Origin of the sequence: Methylobacillus methanolivorans, assembly GCF_044751345.1 — a bacterium.
Taxonomy (GTDB): Bacteria; Pseudomonadota; Gammaproteobacteria; order Burkholderiales; family Methylophilaceae; genus Methylobacillus; species Methylobacillus methanolivorans.
Genome location: NZ_JBIWXY010000002.1, coordinates 309641 through 330870, shown reverse-complemented (window position 1 = coordinate 330870; position 21230 = coordinate 309641). Strand labels below are relative to the sequence as shown.

21 protein-coding genes and 1 riboswitch are annotated in these 21230 nt (G+C 53.1%); of the genes, 8 read left to right on the top strand and 13 right to left on the bottom strand.

The features are described from left to right. Window positions 1–429 precede the first annotated feature (429 nt). Genes ACIKP9_RS11105 through ACIKP9_RS11085 form a run of 5 tightly spaced genes read right to left on the bottom strand, consistent with a single transcriptional unit; the run spans window position 430 to window position 3483 of the window. Window positions 430–1047 carry a pilus assembly PilX family protein gene (locus ACIKP9_RS11105; protein WP_400882716.1) on the bottom strand — a complete coding sequence of 206 codons (618 nt, stop codon included), beginning with the start codon at window positions 1045–1047 and terminating at the stop codon, window positions 430–432. Next, on the bottom strand, window positions 1044–2075 hold the full coding sequence (locus ACIKP9_RS11100; RefSeq protein ID WP_400882713.1) for a PilW family protein: 1032 nt from the start codon (window positions 2073–2075) through the stop codon (window positions 1044–1046). Before ACIKP9_RS11100 ends, ACIKP9_RS11105 begins: the two co-directional genes overlap by 4 nt. Then, window positions 2072–2524: a type IV pilus modification PilV family protein gene (locus tag ACIKP9_RS11095; protein ID WP_400882710.1), complete on the bottom strand. Its 453-nt coding sequence runs from the start codon at window positions 2522–2524 to the stop codon at window positions 2072–2074. Before ACIKP9_RS11095 ends, ACIKP9_RS11100 begins: the two co-directional genes overlap by 4 nt. Beyond that, window positions 2515–3057: a GspH/FimT family pseudopilin gene (locus tag ACIKP9_RS11090; RefSeq protein WP_400882707.1), complete on the bottom strand. Its 543-nt coding sequence runs from the start codon at window positions 3055–3057 to the stop codon at window positions 2515–2517. The genes ACIKP9_RS11095 and ACIKP9_RS11090 overlap by 10 nt, the downstream gene beginning before the upstream one ends. Then, complete coding sequence (locus ACIKP9_RS11085; protein WP_400882704.1) at window positions 3058–3483, bottom strand: type IV pilin protein; 426 nt, start codon at window positions 3481–3483, stop codon at window positions 3058–3060. Between the two features lie 227 nt (window positions 3484–3710). Between ACIKP9_RS11085 and fae the strand changes: the two genes are divergently transcribed. Both fae and ACIKP9_RS11075 read left to right on the top strand, forming a co-directional pair. After that, window positions 3711–4262, top strand: coding sequence for a formaldehyde-activating enzyme (gene fae, locus ACIKP9_RS11080; RefSeq protein ID WP_230348564.1), 552 nt, complete (start codon window positions 3711–3713; stop codon window positions 4260–4262). A 238-nt stretch (window positions 4263–4500) separates the two neighbouring features. Continuing rightward, window positions 4501–5727, top strand: coding sequence for a PepSY-associated TM helix domain-containing protein (locus ACIKP9_RS11075; protein WP_400882701.1), 1227 nt, complete (start codon window positions 4501–4503; stop codon window positions 5725–5727). On the opposite strand, the gene mutY is transcribed toward ACIKP9_RS11075, so the two are convergent. From mutY to ACIKP9_RS11050, 5 genes are all read right to left on the bottom strand, one after another. Then, window positions 5709–6809, bottom strand: coding sequence for an A/G-specific adenine glycosylase (gene mutY / locus ACIKP9_RS11070; RefSeq protein WP_400883372.1), 1101 nt, complete (start codon window positions 6807–6809; stop codon window positions 5709–5711). The two genes, ACIKP9_RS11075 and mutY, sit on opposite strands and share 19 nt — an antisense overlap. A 1-nt stretch (window position 6810) precedes the next feature. Continuing rightward, window positions 6811–9489 carry an AsmA family protein gene (locus tag ACIKP9_RS11065; protein WP_400882699.1) on the bottom strand — a complete coding sequence of 893 codons (2679 nt, stop codon included), beginning with the start codon at window positions 9487–9489 and terminating at the stop codon, window positions 6811–6813. Window positions 9490–9574: 85 nt separating this feature from the next. Next, window positions 9575–10384 (bottom strand): undecaprenyl-diphosphate phosphatase, encoded by an 810-nt coding sequence (locus tag ACIKP9_RS11060; RefSeq protein WP_400882696.1) that lies wholly within the window; start codon window positions 10382–10384, stop codon window positions 9575–9577. 98 nt (window positions 10385–10482) lie between these two features. After that, window positions 10483–10875 carry a YidB family protein gene (locus tag ACIKP9_RS11055; RefSeq protein ID WP_400882693.1) on the bottom strand — a complete coding sequence of 131 codons (393 nt, stop codon included), beginning with the start codon at window positions 10873–10875 and terminating at the stop codon, window positions 10483–10485. Window positions 10876–10903: 28 nt separating this feature from the next. Next, window positions 10904–12052, bottom strand: coding sequence for a pseudouridine synthase (locus tag ACIKP9_RS11050; RefSeq protein ID WP_400882690.1), 1149 nt, complete (start codon window positions 12050–12052; stop codon window positions 10904–10906). A gap of 116 nt (window positions 12053–12168) precedes the next feature. On the opposite strand from ACIKP9_RS11050, the gene ACIKP9_RS11045 reads away from it, so the two are divergent. Then, the gene (locus ACIKP9_RS11045) at window positions 12169–12393 is read left to right on the top strand and encodes an AbrB/MazE/SpoVT family DNA-binding domain-containing protein (RefSeq protein WP_309565780.1); all 225 of its coding nucleotides are present in this window, start codon (window positions 12169–12171) and stop codon (window positions 12391–12393) included. Further along, window positions 12390–12785 (top strand): type II toxin-antitoxin system death-on-curing family toxin, encoded by a 396-nt coding sequence (locus ACIKP9_RS11040; RefSeq protein WP_400882687.1) that lies wholly within the window; start codon window positions 12390–12392, stop codon window positions 12783–12785. The genes ACIKP9_RS11045 and ACIKP9_RS11040 overlap by 4 nt, the downstream gene beginning before the upstream one ends. Window positions 12786–12840: 55 nt before the next feature. Here the strand turns inward: ACIKP9_RS11040 and thiC are convergent, their stop codons facing one another. The 3 genes from thiC to ACIKP9_RS11025 form a co-directional block, all read right to left on the bottom strand. Further along, entirely contained in the window at window positions 12841–14727 is a 1887-nt protein-coding gene (gene thiC, locus ACIKP9_RS11035) for a phosphomethylpyrimidine synthase ThiC (protein ID WP_400883369.1), read from the bottom strand. Window positions 14728–14795: 68 nt separating this feature from the next. Beyond that, window positions 14796–14906: riboswitch (TPP riboswitch) on the bottom strand. A gap of 27 nt (window positions 14907–14933) precedes the next feature. Next, window positions 14934–15413 carry a hypothetical protein gene (locus ACIKP9_RS11030; RefSeq protein ID WP_400882685.1) on the bottom strand — a complete coding sequence of 160 codons (480 nt, stop codon included), beginning with the start codon at window positions 15411–15413 and terminating at the stop codon, window positions 14934–14936. Next, window positions 15413–16423, bottom strand: coding sequence for a hypothetical protein (locus ACIKP9_RS11025; protein ID WP_400882682.1), 1011 nt, complete (start codon window positions 16421–16423; stop codon window positions 15413–15415). The genes ACIKP9_RS11030 and ACIKP9_RS11025 overlap by 1 nt, the downstream gene beginning before the upstream one ends. A gap of 114 nt (window positions 16424–16537) precedes the next feature. Between ACIKP9_RS11025 and ACIKP9_RS11020 the strand changes: the two genes are divergently transcribed. The 4 genes from ACIKP9_RS11020 (at window position 16538) to ACIKP9_RS11005 (ending at window position 21223) form a co-directional block, all read left to right on the top strand. Then, a complete protein-coding gene (locus tag ACIKP9_RS11020; RefSeq protein WP_400882679.1) occupies window positions 16538–18211 on the top strand; it encodes a sensor histidine kinase in 1674 nt (557 codons plus the stop codon). Window positions 18212–18217: 6 nt separating this feature from the next. Beyond that, complete coding sequence (locus ACIKP9_RS11015) at window positions 18218–19615, top strand: sigma-54-dependent transcriptional regulator (RefSeq protein ID WP_400882676.1); 1398 nt, start codon at window positions 18218–18220, stop codon at window positions 19613–19615. Between the two features lie 80 nt (window positions 19616–19695). Continuing rightward, window positions 19696–20352: a protein-L-isoaspartate O-methyltransferase family protein gene (locus ACIKP9_RS11010; RefSeq protein WP_400883366.1), complete on the top strand. Its 657-nt coding sequence runs from the start codon at window positions 19696–19698 to the stop codon at window positions 20350–20352. 226 nt (window positions 20353–20578) lie between these two features. Next, on the top strand, window positions 20579–21223 hold the full coding sequence (locus ACIKP9_RS11005) for a TetR/AcrR family transcriptional regulator (protein WP_400882673.1): 645 nt from the start codon (window positions 20579–20581) through the stop codon (window positions 21221–21223). Window positions 21224–21230: the final 7 nt, after the last annotated feature.

The window sequence follows — 21230 nt, the reverse complement described above, 5'->3', positions numbered from 1 at the left end:
GGTTGACTGGCGGGGTGTAACTTACATTGGGATTGTAATAAATCGCATTAAAATAATGGCTATACACAGGAGGATCACCACCATCTGTAATTTTATCATTTCCTGATGTTGTGGCTCCCCCACACCTACCGTTACCATCATTAGTTCTCCCACTTGCCCCCCCGCGACATTTATAATTATGTTGCGACCAGCCAACATAATCCGGCATAAAATTAAAATTCATGCTCCCCGAATCATCCAGCACAAACATCACATTAGGCCGCACCACAGTACCCGAAGCAGTGGAAAGCGGGTTGCTGGAAATATCGGTCACTGCAGCTTGCGCACTCAGTGCATACCCAACCAACGAGCTGATCAGCAGCAGGGTTTTCCACCAGAATCTTGTGTGATGTTGTTGCATTATTGTTCTCCCTGTAAGACTGGGGGTGTTTATACCGGCACCATGACGGTTGCCTGGACGATGCTGATAGTGTTACGAGGGCCAAGCACGCGGGCGGTGATGCGGTAGTAGATGGATGGGTTGGATTGATAGACAGCCGCGCCGATTTGCAAGCTGCTACCCAATGTAGCGTTAGTCACCGGGGCTTTGGATAAGGAGGTAGAGCAAGAGTTGGCCTGGCCTGTGCCGTCTTCACCGTTATAGGCTCCTGTCGTCCGGCATAGCCTGTGAATCAGGTATTGCACCCGATTGCCGGCAGCGTCGGCACCCAGGTCTACCGCGTTACTCCAGATGCTGTTGCCATACCAGTCAGGCTCGGTACTCAAGGTATTAGCGATATAGCCATGAGCGGTGTCACTATCGGCCAGCGCATTACGGTTGTTATCCAGCCAGACCAATGCAGCCTGTAAACCACGGTCTGCGGACATGGTGGCAGATTGCTTGAAAGCAAGGTTACCGGCGATGACGTTGCCGGAGTCAACAGCGCGCCATAATGCCAAGCCAGCCAGTGTCATGGCGATCAGCACAATCAACGCCACCATCAGCACCACACCGTGCTGGCGCGATGCGGTGGCAAGCGCAGGCATCATCAACTTTTGCTTCATCATGTTGGCGGTTTCCACAAGATATTACGTATTACCACGGTGGTCTCAAACACACGGTAACGGTATTGTTGCCAATTTTCCTGCGTGGAAACATTGCCGAAAGTGCCGCCCACCCAGCGGGGCAATTCAGTGGTGACATTGCTTGCCTCGCGTTTGCTGCTGCGGCTCACTAAGCCAATCCGTATGGCAATCACTTTTTCCCATTCATCCCAGGTCACCACGCCATTGCCATCCAAGTCAGGCGAGGTACGATACTCATCAACGGTGTTTTCCGTGTCACCGTCGAGATTGAGGCCATAATCGGCTTGCAGATCAATCACGCCATCGGCGATCAACTCTGCCTCCCCACTCAATGCAGAGAGTACTTGTAAGCCACCATCGACAATAGAATAGCGATTGCTCACTGGTGTCCTGCCCATGTTGTACAGTTGGGCACCGCTATTAAATATCTGGTTGCCCTGATAGCGCCCTGAGGCGGCATGGGTGATATTGTTCTGATACGGGTTGCCAGGGGTTGCGGTAATCTGCACCAAGTCGCAATCCTGCCCTGGGGCGGCCACGACCAGCACATCGTTGACATTGAAGCCAAAACGGTTAGAAACCACATAATCGGCAGTTGCCGCAGCCATCGTCTGCATCAATGCAGTAGGGCTGGTGACCATGCTGGCATTGCTATAAGTAAGCTGGATAACATCAGGCGCAGTATCAAGGCCCTGGGTAATCACCGCCGGGGTCAACAGGAAATCAATTGCATATCCCGTGCTGCCATCTGTGCCCAGAACACGACACCCCAGGTTTTGCGATACGTTCATGCCATAGCCCGATTGGCGTATGTCACGTTCAATCGCCAGCAGCGCCAGGGCGCCATTCTGCTGAGCAGTGCCACCGCTGTTGGTGGTGCGGTTGTTATCTTGCGAAACGGACAACACTTGGGCGATCACCAGCATGCCGATCAGGCCTATGGTCATGCCCACCATGACTTCCACCAGGCTAAACCCGGCATGGGGTTTCAATAGGGTATTCATCTTCATGGCGTTTGATTCGTATTGATATAAGCCACTGTAGTGTGACTATGTGCCTCGGTTTCAGCAGGCGGTTGCCAGAAGACAGTGACCGTGGCGGTAAAACCGGCAGTCGCATCCCCTGCAATCACCACCGTAGGCGCCTTGTTTTCAGCTCCGGGCAAACGGTTTTTTACATCCGCGAGCCAGTCTGCCAACTCAGGCGAGCTGCCACCGGGCAAGCCATACGTCGAGATTTTTGTTGGCCCTGCTGTCCAGATACTCGCCACCAGGCGGTTGGCCAGATAACTCGCTTCCAGCCGATATTGCGCATCGGAGACGGTTTTCATGGAGGCAGCCTGCAAGCCGATAATTGCCAATATGCCCATGGAGAAAATCAGGATGGCGATCAAGCCCTCCAGCAGGATAGCTCCCTCCTGGCTAGCGCGTCGTGGCGTGGAAAGATAGCTTAAGCGCATACGCGAGGATCTCCCACTGTTGATATATTGGGGTCACAAAAATGCACACTCCCTCCCCTGATCAATATCCTCAACCCATTGGCATTGGCTTCAGTGGCCGCAATGTCGATCTGGCGCATCACATTACTGCCATCATTGTTGAAGGTGACACGGCCCAGCCCATTGAATGTCACAGTAGTTGCGCCTGCGGGCACAACATCCACCGCCACACTGACAGCACCTTCGGTAGCAGCCTTGTTCTGGATCACTTCCGGGCAATCATCCACGCCATCACTGTCAGCATCGGCAACCACGACCTGACAACCTATGGTCCAAGTGGCATTGCCGCTCAAGGTGAACACAACATTTGCATTGCGTCGAATCGCCTCGGCACGCGCTAGCTGCAAGCCAGTATTCAAACCTTCTGCTGCTGCACGTACCTGAAAATTAAGCAGCATCTCGCGGAAACTTGGCACGGCAACAGCCAGCAAGATTGCCAGCACAGACAACGTCACCACCAATTCCACCAGCGTGAAACCTTGCTGCCTATTCACTTAACAACCCCCTCCGTGCTTGGTGACCCAGCAATTCGCAGGCACGCTGGTATCAGGGAAAGCCGTAGTTCGGCGGGCATTGTCCTGATTAACCGTAAACTCATAACCACTCATCCCTTGCCCGGCAACACCCGTAGCGGTGATGAGGAAGGTTTGGTTGCCATTAGGCGTGCTGCACGCATAAGTGAAATACTGAATCGCAGGGCTGCTTGGCATGACGACATCCTCACAGCTATAGCGGCGTTTGTCCTGATAGTTGCGCTCCATACGATTGCGGATATCAGACAGTTGTGAAATAGCCTCCGCCACCTTGGCACGCGCCACATAGCGCGAATATGCTGGCACCGCGATGGATGCCAAAATAGCAATGATCGCAACGACGATCATCAGCTCGATCAATGTAAAACCACGCTGCCCAGATTTCATCGAAAGTCCTCTTTTCCCAGCATGCATCATGCCGTGCATGCACAACATATCCCAATTCTTCCGACAAACGGAAGTGCTGCACCGACAAGCGGTATAACGATCCACACTTGGTTGCCATTTAGCTGTTGCATCAACAGATGGCAAAACTGCCGAAGTTTGCCCCACCCCTGCCGCTTGGGTAAAATACAGCGTTTCGTTTATTTACCTCTTCCCTTAAGGATATCCAGATGTCAAAAATCGTGTTCAAGGCTGGTGAAGCCACTATTTTCAGCGAAGGCAAAGACGTTACCGCCGCGATGCCAGAAATCCTCATCGGTGCCGTTGACGGCCCAGTTGGGCAAGCATTTGCCAACATGATGGCACAAAGCAAGGGTCACTCCGCCATGTTCGCCGTGCGCGACATCAACCAACTGGTGCGTCCTGCGACCATGATGGTGCCTAAGGTTACCCTGAAGGATTCCATCAACATCGAACTGTTCGGTGGTGTAGTGCAAGCAGCAACTGCTGACGCGATCCTGGACTGTGTGATCGAAGGCATCATCCCCAAGGATCAGGTCAACGACCTGTGCATCGTCAGCCTGGTATGGATTGATCCAGGCTGTGGCCCACTGGCCAAGGAAGGCAAGCTGGACAAGGCCGACATGTACAAGAACAACTACGAAGCGACCAAGCTGGCAATCAAGCGCGCACTGAACGACGAGCCAAGCATTGATGAACTCATCGCCAACCGCCACAAAATCAAGCACTGCATGTGGGAAGAAAGCTGGGGCGAAATTTAAGCTTCATTGCTGTCACCCAAAGCCCGCCTTGGCGGGCTTTTTTATTGCAATGTTGCACTAATCAACCTAGATCAAGACAACACTACTCATCATCATTCATTGGTCGTAAGCTCAAGCCAAACCTTGCCTGTCCACTTGCCTGGTACTGACCACAACATCAACTGATAACCAGTATTGTTTTATAATAAAAATCATTATTTATTATAGATCACCATGGCACCCGCCATCATTTCATCCAATGCGTAAATATCTTGTTACCCTGCATCGCTGGTTTGGCTTGACCATGGCCGTATTTCTTTTCATCGCTGGGCTTACTGGTGCAGTGATCTCCTGGGATCACGAACTGGATGAATGGCTCAATCCGGCCTTGTTCCATGCTAATAACAAAGGGATCGCGCAAGCACCGCTTACACTTGCCAATAAGCTGGAGCAAGAGCAACCAGGTTGGATGGTCAATTATGTACCGCTCACCATAGAACCTGGCCATACTCTAGGCATGAGCGTAAGTGCCAGGCCAGACCCTGCCACTGGGAAAGCCAGCAAGCTTGATTTCAACCAGATAGCCCTCAATCCTGTCACAGGGGAAATTCAGGGACAGCGCGAATGGGGCGCAGTATCTCTGTCGCGTGAGAACCTGCTGCCCTTCCTCTACAAACTGCATTACAGCATGCATATCCCCGACGCATGGGGATTGGAACTAGGCATACTGTTCATGGGGATCATCGCCATCATCTGGGTGTTCGATAACCTCATCGCGCTGTGGATTTCCTTCCCGAATTACAAGTCCTGGCGCAAATCATTTGCCTTCCGCTGGCAACAGGGCGGTTACAAGCTAAATTTCGACCTGCATCGCTCGGGAGGTGTCTGGGTTTGGTTATTGCTGCTTATGTTGGCAATCACATCGGTCTCCATGAACCTTAACTTCCAGGTCATGCGCCCGGTAGTGGAAGTCTTCTCCACCTTGAGCCCCAGCCCATTTGCATCGCGTGCCCCACAACCCGAGGATACGCCATTGGCCCCTGGCATCACGCGAGAAAAAATTCTCGATATTGCTCGTGCAGAAGCACAAAGACGTGGCTGGAATGCACCGGCAGGAGCGGTGTTTTACTCCCCGGAATTCGGGCTTTATGGCGTAGGCTTTTTCGAAGCTGGCAACGATCATGGAGATGGCGGCCTGGGCAACCCCTGGCTGTATTTCGATGGCAAGGATGGTAGTCCCGCCGGAGAGAATATTCCCGGTACCGGCAGTGCTGGCGATATTTTCATGCAAGCGCAGTTCCCGCTGCATTCGGGACGCATCATCGGCTTACCGGGACGCATCCTGGTGTCGCTGATGGGTGCAGTGGTTGCGATGCTGAGCATCACCGGTATTGTGATCTGGCTACGCAAACGCCAATCGCGCCGCGTGGATCAAAAGGTCAGGAATAGCTCCAGGGTCAACCCGCTTCAAACCAATGCGAGTTGATGCTGACCAGTAGCTAAAGCACCACCCTGACGCTCAGCCAGGGTTTGCAATATCTTACGCACGGGAGCAGGCAGCCCGGTATTGATAGCGTCGTTGAGCCGCATCCACTGCCACGCTGGCTCCTGGGCTTGCAAGGGCAATGCTGGCACTTCCATCGTCCTAGCCAAGATATGCAACTTGAAGTGGGTAAAGACATGGGTAAGCTGGGTCAGCGCTTCAGGCGCATTCCCTTGAAAACCCAATGCTTTCAAGCCCCAGGCTTGAGCATCCTCAGCCAGATCCAGCTCGGGCAGACTCCACAAGCCGCCCCAGATACCGCTATCAGGCCGCTTTTGCAGCAAGACACGATGATTGTGCATCATCACTAGCATCTGTACGGATTTCTCCGGAATGGCTTTTTTCGGCTTGGAAGCAGGCAATTCATTGACACGATCAGCCAACAAGGCAGCACAATCTTCCTGCAATGGGCAAGTAGCACAGCGTGGGCGGCTACGCACGCAAACCGTCGCGCCAAGGTCCATCAAAGCTTGAGCATAAGTACCCATTTCCGCCTGAGGCTGCATGGTTTCAGCAATCTGCCATAGCTGCTTTTCAACCTTGGGCAGGCCAGGCCAGCCCTCAATCAGGAAATAACGCGCAAAAACGCGTTTGACGTTGCCATCCATGATGGGCTGCGGCAAACCAAAAGCAAACGAGGAAATCGCAGCCGCCGTGGAACGGCCTATGCCCGGCAATGCCTGGATTGCCTCGAAATCGCGCGGGAATTCACCCGCATGCGAATTCATCACTTGCTGTGCCGCCTTGTGCAAATTGCGTGCGCGTGAGTAGTAACCCAGGCCACTCCAGTATTGCATCACATCATCCTGGCTTGCAGCAGCCAAGCTAGGAATGCTGGGAAAACGCTGCATGAATTTCTGGTAATAGCCGATCACGGCTGCCACTTGCGTCTGCTGCAACATGATCTCGGAAACCCAGATGGCATATGGATCGTGCGTATTCTGCCACGGCAGATCATGGCGCCCATGCTGCTTCTGCCAGGCAATCAGCCTGTCAGCAATGGGAAGGTAATGCGACAGGGTCATTTCAGCGGCCAAACAGATTTTGCAGTTTCTGCTTCACTTTGTCTTCGGGCTTGGACGCAGGTGTTTCGTTGTTGGCAGCATCGTCCTTGCTCTTGTCGCTTTGCTTGTTCAGCAATGACTTCAGGGCTTCTTCCCTATTACCATCCAGCAGGTTCTTCACTGCCTCGCCCTTGGCACCACCAGCCCCTTCCAGCAGCTTGTTCTTGGCAATTGCTGTCGCTAACCCGGCGAAATCGATGGCATAAGCAGGTTTGTTGAACGTACCTGTCAGCTTGATCGGCACGGTCAGGCCATTGAGCTGCTGCAAATCTGCCCCGCCTTGCCCCTTGAGTGAAGCAACCACAGTAGGCTTGGCAAGGTAATCCAGTGTTTCATTGGCAATATCGACACTGCCATTGCCTGCAATACGGAATAACGGCGCCTTCATATCCAGGTCGTCGTTATGTGCAACGCCATTCTTGATATTAAAGCTGGCAGACATTTCGCTGAAATCGGTCTGCTTATTCTTATCTCCAGCCACACTGGTCGTGCCTTTGAGTGCATTGAGTTTATCCTTGGCACCGCGTAGTGTCCCGGCAATATCAATCCCCTTGACCGCACCATCCTTGAGATTGAGCGCAGTCTTTCCATTCAGGCCTTTCTTGAGCGCATTGACAGTATCGCCGCTGGTCGTGAGATCAAGGTTCAGGTTGCCCTTACCATGCAGCATGTCATTGTTGATGGCATCAGTCAGCAAAGGGCCGATCGCGATGTTTTTCATCTCCTGCTTGATGGCGATATTCGGCGTGCTACGGGCGTCCACCGTCAGGGCGCCATTCATGGAGCCCTCGTAAAGACTAGCGGAAAAAGGGGCAAGTTCGGCCACCCCCGAGTCCGCCTTTAGTTTGATGCGCACATTCGTGCTTTTCACATTCGCCACCTTGAGCGCGCCGATACGCAATTCGCCATCCGCATTCAATTGCCGCAATGCACTGAGGTCTATCGTGGCATCTTCCTGAGGCTTGCTGGCTGGAGCAGGCTTCGTCGGCTTGGCTTCGGAATCGGTGATATAGCGATCCGCATCCAGTTTGTCGATATCAACATCGAAATGGTAGATTGGCCGCTCGAAACGACTGATACCAAACTTGCCATTGATCGTGGTTTCGTCGAGCTTCACGTTGAACGGGCTGACAGTGAGCGCCTTGCCGTCGGCCTTGATCCCAAGCTTGAGGCCAGCCAGGTGGAATTTCTCATACACAATGTTGCCGATATTCACATTGCCTTGTAGCAGCAAATCCTTCAATGCAGAAAGATCAGGCGCCGCTTCATTTGCTTTGGGCTTACTGGCGGTTTGCTGCGCTGGTTTGGCAGTGGCTGCACCATTGCCCAGCAGCTTGTTCAAGTCCAGCTTGTCACCGTTGAGGTTAAAGCGGATATCAGGCTTGGCAAATCCAGCCACGGCCACATCGCCCTTGAGTTTGGTATCCTCGACATTCAGGCTGAAATCGCTATTGACCTTTTCCTGCTTGATGTCAGCCAGCAGCTTGAAGGCAAACTCGCCTTGGGCAGCACCTTTCGGCAAAGCCTTATCCTTGATGTCTATCTTGCCTGCCAGCTTGGGCAGCTCGAACACCAAGTCTTGCAAGTTACCCTTGAAGGGCGATGAAAACTTGCTTTCCACGCTGCGGTCGGTTTGCTTGAGGCTGAATTCGCCATTGATACCGCTGCTTTGAAGCTCTCTTGGCGAGCCCTTAATATCTGCCAATACCAGCTGGGCCTTGATGCTATCGCCCGCTTTCTCCTGGCTAAAGGCCAGCTCGGCCTTGTCGCCGGATACCTCATCCTGCCGCACCACCAGCTTGGGCGCAGCGAAATCCGCCACCAGCTTGGCATCGGCAAGCTGGCCGGAAAAAGCAAGTTTGAGCCCGCTAACGAGAAACTCCATGTTGTCAGGGCGCGCATCCACATCGCCTGTCAGCCGGATATCCGCATCCTGCACATCAGCAATATTGCCCTTGACCACGGCATCCAGTTTTTGTGCAGCAAAATGCCTGTTCTCGACATCGGCCATGAAGTTGCCTTGCAACTTCACCTTGGCTGCCACCTTGGGTGCACTGGCGCTCACTTCAAAATCGCTGGCAAGGTCGAATGGCGTAGCCAGGGCCACGCGTCCGGTCTTGAGGTTGAACTGCTTGACCGCATAGGTGCTGCCCGCGGCTTCGTCATGAAAGCTCACCGCAGAATTGCTGACGTTAATGCTGGAAATATCAAAATTGATTTCCTGCGATGGCTCGTCCTTATCCTCACTCAGCAGGTCGTCAAAATTGGTGCTGCCATCCTGGTAACGCACGATATTGGCTCGCGCACCATCCACGTAAACAGCGTCTACCACCAGCTCCTTCTTCAACAAGGGGATCAAGGCCACAGACACCTTGAGGCCATCCACAGAGGCAAATTCCTTATCACTGTTATGCTCGGAAAGGGAAATCTTGCCTAGATCAGCTCCCAGCTTGGGCCAGAAAGCGAGCTTGATGTCGCCTTCAATATTGAGCGTGCGCTGCTTCTTGTCCTTCACCAGTTGCACGATCATAGGTTTGTAGTCGTTCGGGTTGAAGGTGGCAGCAAAAATCGCCACGATGATGACCAACACCAGAACGATTCCGCCGAGGCCAAACAAGGAGTACTTAAGGATTTTATTCATTAACCTATCCTGTTTTGATTGAGCGAGAAGAAAACGAGTGTATCACTGCCAGTGCCAGACCGGCAGTGATACACGATGCGAGTGATTACCAGTAGTAAGCCAGTACGATGATGCCAAGAATAATACGATAGTAGGCAAAGCCCTTAAAATCGTGGTTGGCGACGTAGCGGATCAAGGTCTTGATTGCCACCAGCGCAGCGAGGAATGCGGTGATAAAGCCGACGGCAAACATCGCCACGTCTTCCACCACAAACAGGCTGAAGTTCTTGTACACATCGTAAAAAGTTGCCGCAAGCATCACCGGGATAGCAAGGAAAAACGAAAACTCGGTTGCCGTCTTGCGGTTAAGGCCGAAGATCATGCCTCCCAGAATAGTGGCACCGGAACGGGACACGCCAGGCATGATCGCCAGTGATTGCGCACACCCCACCTTGAGCGCCTGCCAAGCTGTAATCTCGTTGAGATTCGATGCCTTGGCGGCAGGCGCCTTGTCATGCGCATAGAGATTCTCTACCAGCAGGATGACGAAACCTCCCACGATCAATGCACATGCCACGGTAATAGAAGAGAACAAGTGCTCCTTGATGAAACCATGCAGCAACAAACCGAGAATGGCCGCGGGCAAGAATGCCACAAACAAGTTAAGGATGAATCGCTGTGATGTGTTGGTGTGCAAGGTAGTGGCCACCGAGGTCAGGCGGTTGCGGTACTCCCAGCAGACGGCCAGAATCGCGCCCAACTGGATGACGATCTCGAACACCTTGCCCTTGTCGTCATTGAAATCGAGCAAGTCACCAATAATGATCAGGTGGCCAGTGCTACTAATGGGGAGAAATTCAGTGGCACCTTCGATAATGCCGAGGATAAACGCCTTGAGTAATAGTATTAAATCCATGTCATGCCATCTTTGTTGTTGATATGAGCGGCATCATGCAGCATGCCTGTGAACCTGCAATGAACCACCCCCCGACGATTCAGCAGGAATGATCTATGTTACTTAAGCAAGGAGAATGCCCGCGCCATTAACTCAGCCTGGCTACCTGGCAACTTGCCATCCGGGCTTAATTTATCAATCGCTTGCGGCAGATACTCTGCCAGCTTGCGACCAAAATCATCGGTAGGCAGGGAAAACTGCGCTGCCATTGACTTGATCAATTCCGTGCCAAACACCTGCACTACCTGTTGCAGGCTCAATGGCAGGTTGCTGCCAGAGCCTAGCCACGACTCGACCTCGGCACCCAGTCCATTGGCCCGCAGCTTATCAAGCACGCCCTGCGGCCCGCCCGATTTATTCATCAGCTCAAGGCCGGCCTGTATCATCGGGTTGCCACTGTTGCCAGCCACCTTATTCATCACCGATCCGGCAATACTGTCAAATAATCCCATTCACACTTCCTTCAATAACGATAGCTAGCTAGAAGCGCTCGCCGGGGCGTAAATAACGCCAGGTTCCTACAGGCAATTTACCGAGCACGACACTGCCAATACGCACGCGCTTGAGTCCGACCACGGTGAGGCCCACCAGTTCACACATCCGGCGAATCTGGCGCTTGCGCCCTTCACGCAGGACAAAGCGCAACTGGTCCTCATTTTGCCATGACACTTTCGCAGGCTTGAGTTTGACGCCATCAAGACTGAGACCGAAATTGAGTTTTTTCAGCCCATCTTCGCTGAGCGTACCCGTCACACGCACCAAGTATTCCTTCTCAGTGGTAGAATCTTCGCCGATCAATTGACGTGCCACGCGACCATCCTGAGTCAGCACTAACAAACCTGTAGAATCAATATCCAGGCGGCCTGCCGGCGCCAAGCCACGCAAATGCCCACGCTTGAATACAATCTGGGTCGGATCCTCATCCCAATGATTCTCTGGGTTCACCAGCACAACCGCTGGCTCATAGCCATCTTCCGCCTGACCGGACACATAGCCGACTGGCTTGTGCAGCAAGATAGTCACAATCTCGGACTGATGTTTCTGCGCCTCTTTGCTGACCTTGATCTCCGCATCAGGCGCTACACGCGTGCCCAACACATCCACCACTTCGCCATTGACCGTCACCCAGCCATTGGCGATGAAATCATCGGCCTCGCGGCGCGAGCATAGCCCAAGCTCAGCCATACGCTTGGAAAGTCGGGGTAACTCAGGCTGGCTAGGCGCAGGCTTGGGAGAGAACTTGGGATTGGTATTTCTATCTTGATTGAATGTTCCTTGCTCAAAACCATCCCTGGCCTTGCCACCACGCCGCGGCGTATCACGGTCAGCAAATTGGCGCGGGCGCTCTTCCTTCTTGGCGTATGGCTTTTTGTTGGCGGCCACAGCCTGATGAGACTCTCGCTTGGCCGCAGGTTTGGCAGCACCAGGCTTCGCTGGGGCGGGCCTTGGTTTACGCTCGGCTTGCACAGCAGGTGCTGGCTTTGCCTCTGCAATCTCCACACGCGGCGCTTTCACATATTCTGGTGCCGATGTACGTGAACGCTTGGCCGGGTCGGCTCTGCGTACTGGCGACTTGCCTGGAGTTTTAGATGGCGCTGCTGCACCGGGTTTTAATTTAAGCGTGGTCATGGCGGAATTTTAGCATAGCAGCCACCTCTATTCGGGCTTATGCCTCAAGGCATTTGGAGCACATGATAATACTCATGTATTATAACCAAAGTTATAACATCCATAAGGCAAACGTCATGTCTACACTTAAACTGACCCAAATCGGTAACTCGCTGGGCGTGATCCTGCCCAAGGAATTGTTGGGCAAGTTCAAACTGGAAAAAGGCGATGAGTTATTCGTCACTGAAACACCTGATGGATTCAGCATTACGCCGCACAACGAAGAGTTCGAGCAGCAAATGGAACTCGCACGCAAAATTATGAAGGAAAACCGCGCCGTACTGCGTGAGCTGGCAAAATGAGCCAGCATCACTGGATATGGATTCCCCTACCCATCATTATTGCCGTGCATGACGAACAATTGGCTGAGCACGGCGGATTAAGGGGGATCCGTGATCAGAGCTTGCTAGAATCTGCATTGGCTCGCCCAGAGCAGTTAGCCGCCTACAGTACTCCAGATGCAGCCGCACTTGCAGCAGCCTATGGCTATGGTATCGCTCAAAACCATCCTTTTGCCGACGGCAACAAGCGTAGTGCATTTGTGGCAACATTACTGTTCTTGCGTTTGAATGGCCGCAATCTCGCAGCAAACGATGCGGACAAAGTACTTGTTATGCTGGATGTCGCTGCTGGCAATATCAGTGAGGATGCTTTTGCAGACTGGATAAGACGTCACAGCAATGTACCAACATAAAAACGGTCAGTGTCACTGGCCGTTTTTATGTATCGGGCAATGTCATCCCGCCCCATCAAACCTTCTGGTAAACCTCGCTACCGCGCTTGACGAACTCAATCGCCTTTTCCTGCATACCTTTGCTTAGCGCAGCCTGTTCATCCACGCCGAGCTTATCAGCGTAATCGCGCACATCCTGCGTAATTTTCATGGAGCAGAAGTGCGGGCCGCACATGGAACAGAAGTGTGCCTGCTTGGCGCCCTCCTGTGGCAGGGTTTCATCGTGGAATTCCTTGGCTTTTTCCGGATCCAGGCCGAGATTGAACTGGTCTTCCCAGCGGAACTCGAAACGCGCCTTGGACAGGGCGTTGTCACGAATCTGCGCACCGGGGTGGCCCTTGGCCAAATCGGCAGCATGTGCAGCAATCTTGTAGGTAATAATGCCAACACGCACATCTTCTTTATCCGGCAGGCCCAAATGCTCCTTGGGCGTCACGTAGCACAGCATGGCACAACCGTACCAGCCTATCATCGCAGCACCAATGCCAGAGGTAATGTGGTCGTAGCCGGGTGCAATATCGGTAGTCAATGGACCTAGCGTGTAAAACGGTGCTTCGCCGCAGTGCTCTAGCTGCAAATCCATGTTTTCCTTGATCAGGTGCATGGGCACGTGGCCTGGGCCCTCGATCATGCATTGCACATCATGTTTCCAGGCAATCTGGGTCAGCTCTCCCAGGGTCCTCAACTCGGCAAACTGGGCTTCATCGTTGGCATCGTAGATAGAGCCTGGGCGCAGTCCGTCGCCCAGGCTGAACGACACATCGTACTGCTTCATGATCTGGCAGATATCCTCAAAATGCTCATAGAGGAAGCTTTCCTTGTGGTGAGCCAGGCACCACTTGGCCATGATGGAACCACCACGCGACACGATGCCGGTCATGCGCTTGGCTGTCATGGGGATATAGGCAAGGCGTACCCCGGCGTGGATGGTGAAATAGTCCACACCCTGCTCGGCTTGCTCGATCAACGTGTCTCGGAAGATTTCCCAGGTCAGGTCTTCGGCCTTGCCGTTGACCTTTTCCAAGGCCTGGTAAATAGGCACGGTGCCAATGGGTACTGGACTATTGCGGATGATCCACTCGCGGGTTTCATGAATGTTTTTACCGGTGGAAAGATCCATCACAGTATCGCCACCCCAACGCGTACCCCAGACCATTTTCTCCACTTCTTCCGAGATGGAAGAGCCAAGCGCGGAATTGCCGATGTTGGCATTGATCTTCACCAGGAAATTGCGGCCGATAATCATAGGCTCGATTTCAGGATGGTTGATGTTGGCAGGGATAATCGCGCGGCCACGGGCCACCTCATCGCGCACGAACTCTGGCGTGATCACCTGCGGAATGCTGGCACCAAAGTGCTGTCCAGCATGCTGGGTTTGCAGCAGCTCGCTCATGTTTTCACGGCGCTGGTTTTCGCGGATGGCAATAAACTCCATCTCGGGAGTAATCATGCCCTGCCGCGCATAGTGCATTTGGCTTACATTCTTGCCGTGTTTTGCACGCAACGGTTTGCGCGTCAGGTTGAAGCGCATATCAGCCAGCTTGGGGTCTTCCTTGCGCAGCTTGCCAAAATCTGACGTTGGGCCATCCAGCTGCTCGGTGTCAGTACGCTCGTCAATCCAGCCAGCCCTTAGTGCCGGTAAGCCATTGCGGATGTCGATGTTAACAGCAGGGTCGGTATAGGGGCCGGACGTATCGTAGACAACAACCGGCGGATTCTTTTCTGCGCCAAAAGCGGACGGAGTGTCAGAAAGCGAGATTTCACGGAAAGGTACGCGAATATCGGGGCGCGAGCCTTCGACATAGATTTTGCGGGAATTGGCAAAGGATTGTTTGGTGCCTGCATCAATCTCAGCGGTTTCATTGAGAAACTTGGCATGCAGGTCTTTGTCGGTAGCATTCATCATTGGCTCCAAAAATAGCGGGAAGCGTTTTTGGAATACCAATAGGGAAAAGAATAGAGCTTGCCCCATCAAACCAAACTGCGCTTCCCTACGGTGGGATTATCCACGTCAGGTTCAAAGGGTAATTCTCACTGCCATCGTATTCTTACAAATACAAAAGCAGACCCCTAGCGATTGGCGCAATGTACGTTAAAACCCTGATTTGATCAAGACGATGATGGGCAACTCAATATGGGAGGAAGATGGCTCAGGCTACCGTCAGACAACAACCAGGCCACAGGCTTGATGCGGTTATCCACCTTACATGCATCAATATAGCCTATTGAGCCTGGTGTTTCTGCGACGTAACGCAGCATAGCCTCCTGTGTGCGGACGACATGTGGAGGCGAGGTACCGTGAAAATACAGCGCGTTCCAGTACTCCACCTGATCTTCTGGAACACTATCGAGAATGAGCTGCGAGAAGCGCTGGCGTAAGGCACTCTCCGGCCCCAGGTTAACAGGCTCTATGCGCTTGCCATTGCCCCAGTAGAGCTTCTTGCGCCAGAACACCAACGCCAGCTCTGCCTTGCTGAAGGCATGCAGGTTCTGCTCCTTGGGTACGATCACGGCAATCGTTGCCACTTCTGCCGCCATTGCAACAGGCAACAACAAGTGCAACCCCAGGAAAAGAAATAGCCAGCGCATCAGAACAGGATCGCAAACGAAGCCATGAAACCCTTGGGAGACTCAAGACGCTCTTGATCCCCCCCGACATATTCAAGCTTGAGAATTCTTGATGGCACAGGCCGCCAGGCCGCCCCCACGACCCAGCGCTCGCTAGAGCCTTCCGCGGGCCGATTGAAATTTTCGACACGGCCAATCGCAAACCAGTGATCCTGCAACGGAGCAACCACTTGCAGATAGGCACCACTGCCACCATCGTGCCCGTTGGTATAGAAGCGTTGCAGCGTTTCGCCGCTGAATTCCCAGCCCTTGTGTTGCACCATGAAATCCAGCCCAACCATTCGATATCGCGTGGCACTGTAACGCAGGTCCTCCGCCGTCTCCAGCAACGACAAACCCCAATTGAATTTACCCGTGATCTCGAAACGCATGCCCTTGCTATCTTTGTAGGGAATGCTGTCATCACGGTCACGATGCCGCTCCTGCACGGCTTCCATGAAGAATTTGTATTCAAAAGCCTTGTCAGAAAAAGGCGCAGCGCCATACACCATGAAACCATTGACCGCTTCAGGAAACAAACGACTGGTCACCAACGGGCGTGATGATGTCCAGACCAGCGGCGCTGCATGCACCACGTTCCAGCGCCCAGTTGGCGTCAGGAAGCGGCCACTACGTAAATTGAGCTTTTCAGAGAGGTTGTAATCGAGGTAAAAACGCTCGACATCAAAATAGGAATCTCGCCCGGTCGTGCCTTCGCCGCTATACCAAGTCAGTGGTTTTTCCACCTCAAGTTCGGAGAAAAAGCGCAGGCGACCACCATTATCCCAGGTGACAAACAAACTCACTTCATTCAAGCGGGCATCGGCCTTGCCACCAGGATGCAGATTGATACCGGCACTGGAATAGCCGCCCAGTTTGAATCCATCGAGAAATCCAGGGCCGGTATCGGCCTCATCTGCGGCGGCTGCAATCTTGCAGATACTCAGGCTCAAGGCTACACTGGCTACAAGAAGCAAGTGCATAATGCGCATGTTTTTCTCCGGACAAACCACCTGTGATTCCAATCAGGCCTACACCCTTAACAGATCGCCAGAGCATGAGCTTCTGGATTTCCCCCAATAGCGCGCATTCTCGCACTGAATGATATGTGGCGAAAAGCGCTATCTATCCGGCATTTATTGCTGTTCGCCTTCCTGTTGGCGGTGCTGCTACCTGCCATCTTGATCACTGGCCTGGCTTTCTACGAAGCCAGGAGCGCACTCAAGAGCGCGATCCAGAACGGCATGCAGACGCAGACCACCGCAACAGCCCTAGAAATCGACCGCATGATGTTCGAGCGTTTGCAAAACGTCAGTTCCTGGAGCGAGCTAGATGTCATGCAAGATGCACGTATCAGCGATATCGACAAGCGCCTGTCGTCCTTCCTCACCGAGCTCAAGGATAGCTACTCGGATATTTACACCGAGCTTTACGTGGTGAATCGTCAAGACATGATCATCGCAGCCAGCAACCCGGCACGCCTGGGGACATTTGCGCCCAGGCTCAAGCCCTGGTTACACACCCTCATCCAGCACAAGATCATCAAGCTCGGCCAGCTTGAAGGCCATCGTTTACCCATTTATACCGACATTAACGACGACTTCAACGATGACAAGCTCTTAGGCACCATTGTTGTAGTATTCAACTGGCAGCAAATTGAACAAATCCTGCAAAGCGGCATATCAGGCCGTAGCGCCGCAGCCTTATTTGCACAAGACAAGCTGATTGCAGCGACAGATCGCTGGGCTAAAACGCAGAACAACAGGCGCCTGGTCGCCAATGCCACCGCTAGTGGTTACGAAGGTTATCGGGGGTTTAACTGGCAGGTCAGCATTGCACAGAACCGTTCGCAAGCACTTACCCCAGTTCGGCAGATGGCTTATATCTTTGCTGGCCTGCTACTTATCACAGTGCTACTGGCCACTGTGATTGCCATACCGGTAGCACGTGCCATTACCCGCCCTGTCGCACGCCTGACAGAGTTTGCCACCCGCTTTCTGCGCAATCCAGATGCCTCACTACCTCCCGCGGGCGGCCCGGAGGAAATTGCAGAAATGTCTCGTGCCTTTGCCAAAATGATGGAGGATCTTGATCACTCCAAGCAAAGCCTGACCAGGGCGGCAAAACTTGCGGTTGCCGGAGAGATGGCAGCAGCCATGAGCCATGAGGTGCGCACACCGCTAGGCATCTTGCGTTCATCCGCGCAGCTATTACAGCGTGATGCTAGCCTTGCCCCTGAAAGCCAGGAAATTTGCGGTTTTATCATCAAAGAAACCGAGCGGCTCAATAAGTTGGTCAACACTTTGGTCGACTCCGCCAAGCCGCGCCACCCTGAGCTGTCAGCATCCAACATCACTGAACTGGTGACAATGTGCGCTGGAATGATGCGCAGCCAGGCTGCAAAGAAAAATATCGAGATTGTGCTGCAGCCAAGTTCGAACATTATCTGTGAGTGTGATGATGAGCAAATGACCCAAGTCATGCTTAACCTACTGCTCAATGCCATACAAATCCTGCCCCCCAACGGCAAGATCACGATTCATTTGGAGGAATCGCAAACGCAGGTTGTCATTGCAGTTTCTGATAATGGCCCCGGGGTGACAGCTGAACACCGGGAACAGATTTTCGATCCCTTCTTCTCACAACGAAATGGCGGCATCGGCCTGGGGCTGGCGATTGTGCGCCAAATCATCCTGGCTCATCATGGCAGCATCCATGTTGAACCCAATGATCATCAAGGCGCGACTTTCGTCATCCAGCTTCCGCGCAATGGAGTGTAAACCCGCATGACTAAACTCAAGAACATCCTCGCTCTGGACGATGAACCCAGTATGCGCCGCCTGCTGGAAATCAGCCTCAAACAAGCAGGCTATCAGCCGGTGCTGGCAGAAAACGGGCGCGAAGCGCTTGATATCTTGCGCCAAGGCGGCATAGATTTAGTGATCAGCGACTTGCACATGCCAGTGATGGACGGCCTGAAACTGCTGGCCACCATGCAGCAGGAAGGTATTGATGTCCCCTCCATTATCGTCACGGCACAAGGGGAAATTTCTACCGCAATAGAAGCCATGAAGCTAGGCGCATCTGATTACATCCTGCGCCCTTTCGACCTCAGCACGCTGGAAATCGCCATTGAGCGCGCGCTCTCATTAAGCCGGTTAAAACTGGAAAATCGCTATTTACGGGCTGAAGCCAGCCAAGATACCCAACTGATCGGTCAAAGCCCGGCTATGCAAAAATTACAGCAGGCCATCAGGCAAGTCGCACCAGAAAAAGCCACCACGCTGATTGCTGGCGAGACCGGCACAGGCAAGGAGCTAGTCGCTCAAGCAATCCACCAGCTTTCACCCCGCAAGGATGCCCTGTTTGTTGCCGTCAACTGTGCGGCCATTCCCGGTGATATGTTGGAATCTGAGCTATTTGGCCACGAACGCGGTGCGTTCACCGGCGCAGTGAAAAACCGTATCGGCAAATTCGAGATGGCCGATGGCGGCACATTATTTCTTGATGAAGTCACGGAAATGCCTATCGGGCTACAAGCCAAGCTGCTACGCGCATTGCAACAAGGAGTGATTGAGCGCCTGGGCAGCAATCGCAGCCTCCCGGTGGATATTCGCGTGGTAGCGGCAACCAACCGCGACCCATTGCAGGCCATTGCCGATGGCAAATTGCGCGAGGACCTGTATTACCGTCTCAACGTATTCCGCATTGATTTGCCGCCATTGCGGGAACGCAAGAGCGACATCCCCGCACTGGCCACCCATTTTCTCAAGCCACGTGGACTCAGCCTGGACGACGCAGCAGCACAAACGCTGCAAACCTATACATGGCCAGGCAATATCCGCGAACTACAGAACATCCTGGAGCGAGCTGCCATCATCTGCGGCGGAGATACCATCAGCACGGAGCACCTGCCCACAGACATCACACAACACGCCACGCTAGCGACCACTACCACCGCTGTTCCAGAGGCAATGACATTGGCCACCCAGGCGAATATGTCATTACCCATCGCAACGGAAACCCTGGAAAAGGACATGATCCGCACTGCCCTGCAACAAACTAAGGGCAACAAAAGCAAGGCAGCACGCCTGCTGGACATTAGTGAACGCTCACTCTGGTATAAGCTCAGCCGCTACAAGCTGGAAGACAATAACGACCAAGAAAGCCCGCTGCCAGACTAAGCGGCAAACTCCCTAGAGCTTGAAACTCTGCCGTGGCAGGCTATAATCGGCAGACCGACAGCCACGCGATGGATAATGTGATGCACCATGATGTAGAACAAGCCCGCTTCAACATGATAGAGCAGCAAATCCGCCCTTGGGAGGTGCTGGATGGCACAGTGCTCGACCTCTTGGGACAAGTACCTCGCGAGGCTTTCGTGCCGGTCCAATATCGTGGGCTTGCATTTGCCGACATCGAAATCCCACTCGGTTTTGACCAAACCATGCTCTCTCCCAAACTTGAGGGCCGCATCCTGCAAGCCTTGGAAATTCAACCAAGTGACAAGGTATTGGAAATTGGCACGGGAAGCGGCTATTTCACCGCCTTGCTGGCTTCGCTGGCAGGCGAAGTACACAGCGTGGAAATCAACGCAGAACTCAGCCATCAAGCCCAGGCACGACTGACAGAACAAAACATCCACAATGTCACTTTGCATGTTGGCGATGGTGCACAAGGCTGGCCTGCACAAGGCCCATATGATGTGATTGTGTTTACCGGCTCGCTCGCACTACCGCCACAAGTGACAGAACAACTCAATATTGGTGGGCGTTTATTTGCTGTCATAGGCGAACCTCCCGTGATGGAAGCGATTATTTCGCGCCGTATCAGCGCTGATAGCCTGCGTCAGGATGTGATCTTCGAGACTTCGCTCGCACAACTGGAAAACGCCCCTCAGCCTGAGAAATTCAGCTTCTAAATACTGCTATTCCTGCCTTAAAGGCAGGCAAGCATATTCACGATCAAACGGGAGTCATCGCTCCCGTTTTCTTGAGATTCATCCCTCCGCCCTACAAGACCATCGTTAGCATGATCAGGTCTGATGTATTCACTTTGCGTTAACGCGGCTACGCAAATATCAAAGATTGACACTGTTAAGTTAACAGTGTTTAATCATCTCCATTGATCACTTCTGCCGTGAGTACATGCCCCCAAGAGTCAAGACCCCGCAAGAACGCGACCAGCTCAGGAAGCTGATCCTTGATGCTGCGCGTCAATTATTCGTGGAGCGTGGTATCGAAGCCGTTTCAATGCGCGAGATTGCCAAGCGGGTGAACTATTCCCCCACGACCATCTACCTGCACTTTGTCGACAAAAACGACTTGTTGCAAACCTTGTGCGACCACGACTCCTTGGTATTAGCCCATGACTTGCACCTCATCACGACCAATCCCAACCCAGACGGTATCCAGCAATTGCGGGCGCTATGTCTGGCGTATTCACGCTATGCACTGACCTACCCCAACCATTACCGCTTCATGTTCATGATGCCCAAGCCTAATCAAACCCAGGAAAACTCCAGGCTACATCACGGCAATATTGAGCAGGATGCATATGCACTGCTACGCGCTACGGTTCAACAAGCCTTTGAACAAGCAGCATTCCGCCCAGAACTCGACAATATTGACCTGATCGCCCAGACCCTCTGGGCTGGGATTCATGGCGTATGCGCACTGGAAATCACCATGGCATGTGATGAATGGATAACATGGCAACCAATAGAACAACGTATTGCACTAATGCAAGACAACATGATCAGGGGCCTGATCAAATCTCAACCTACGTACTAGATAAACC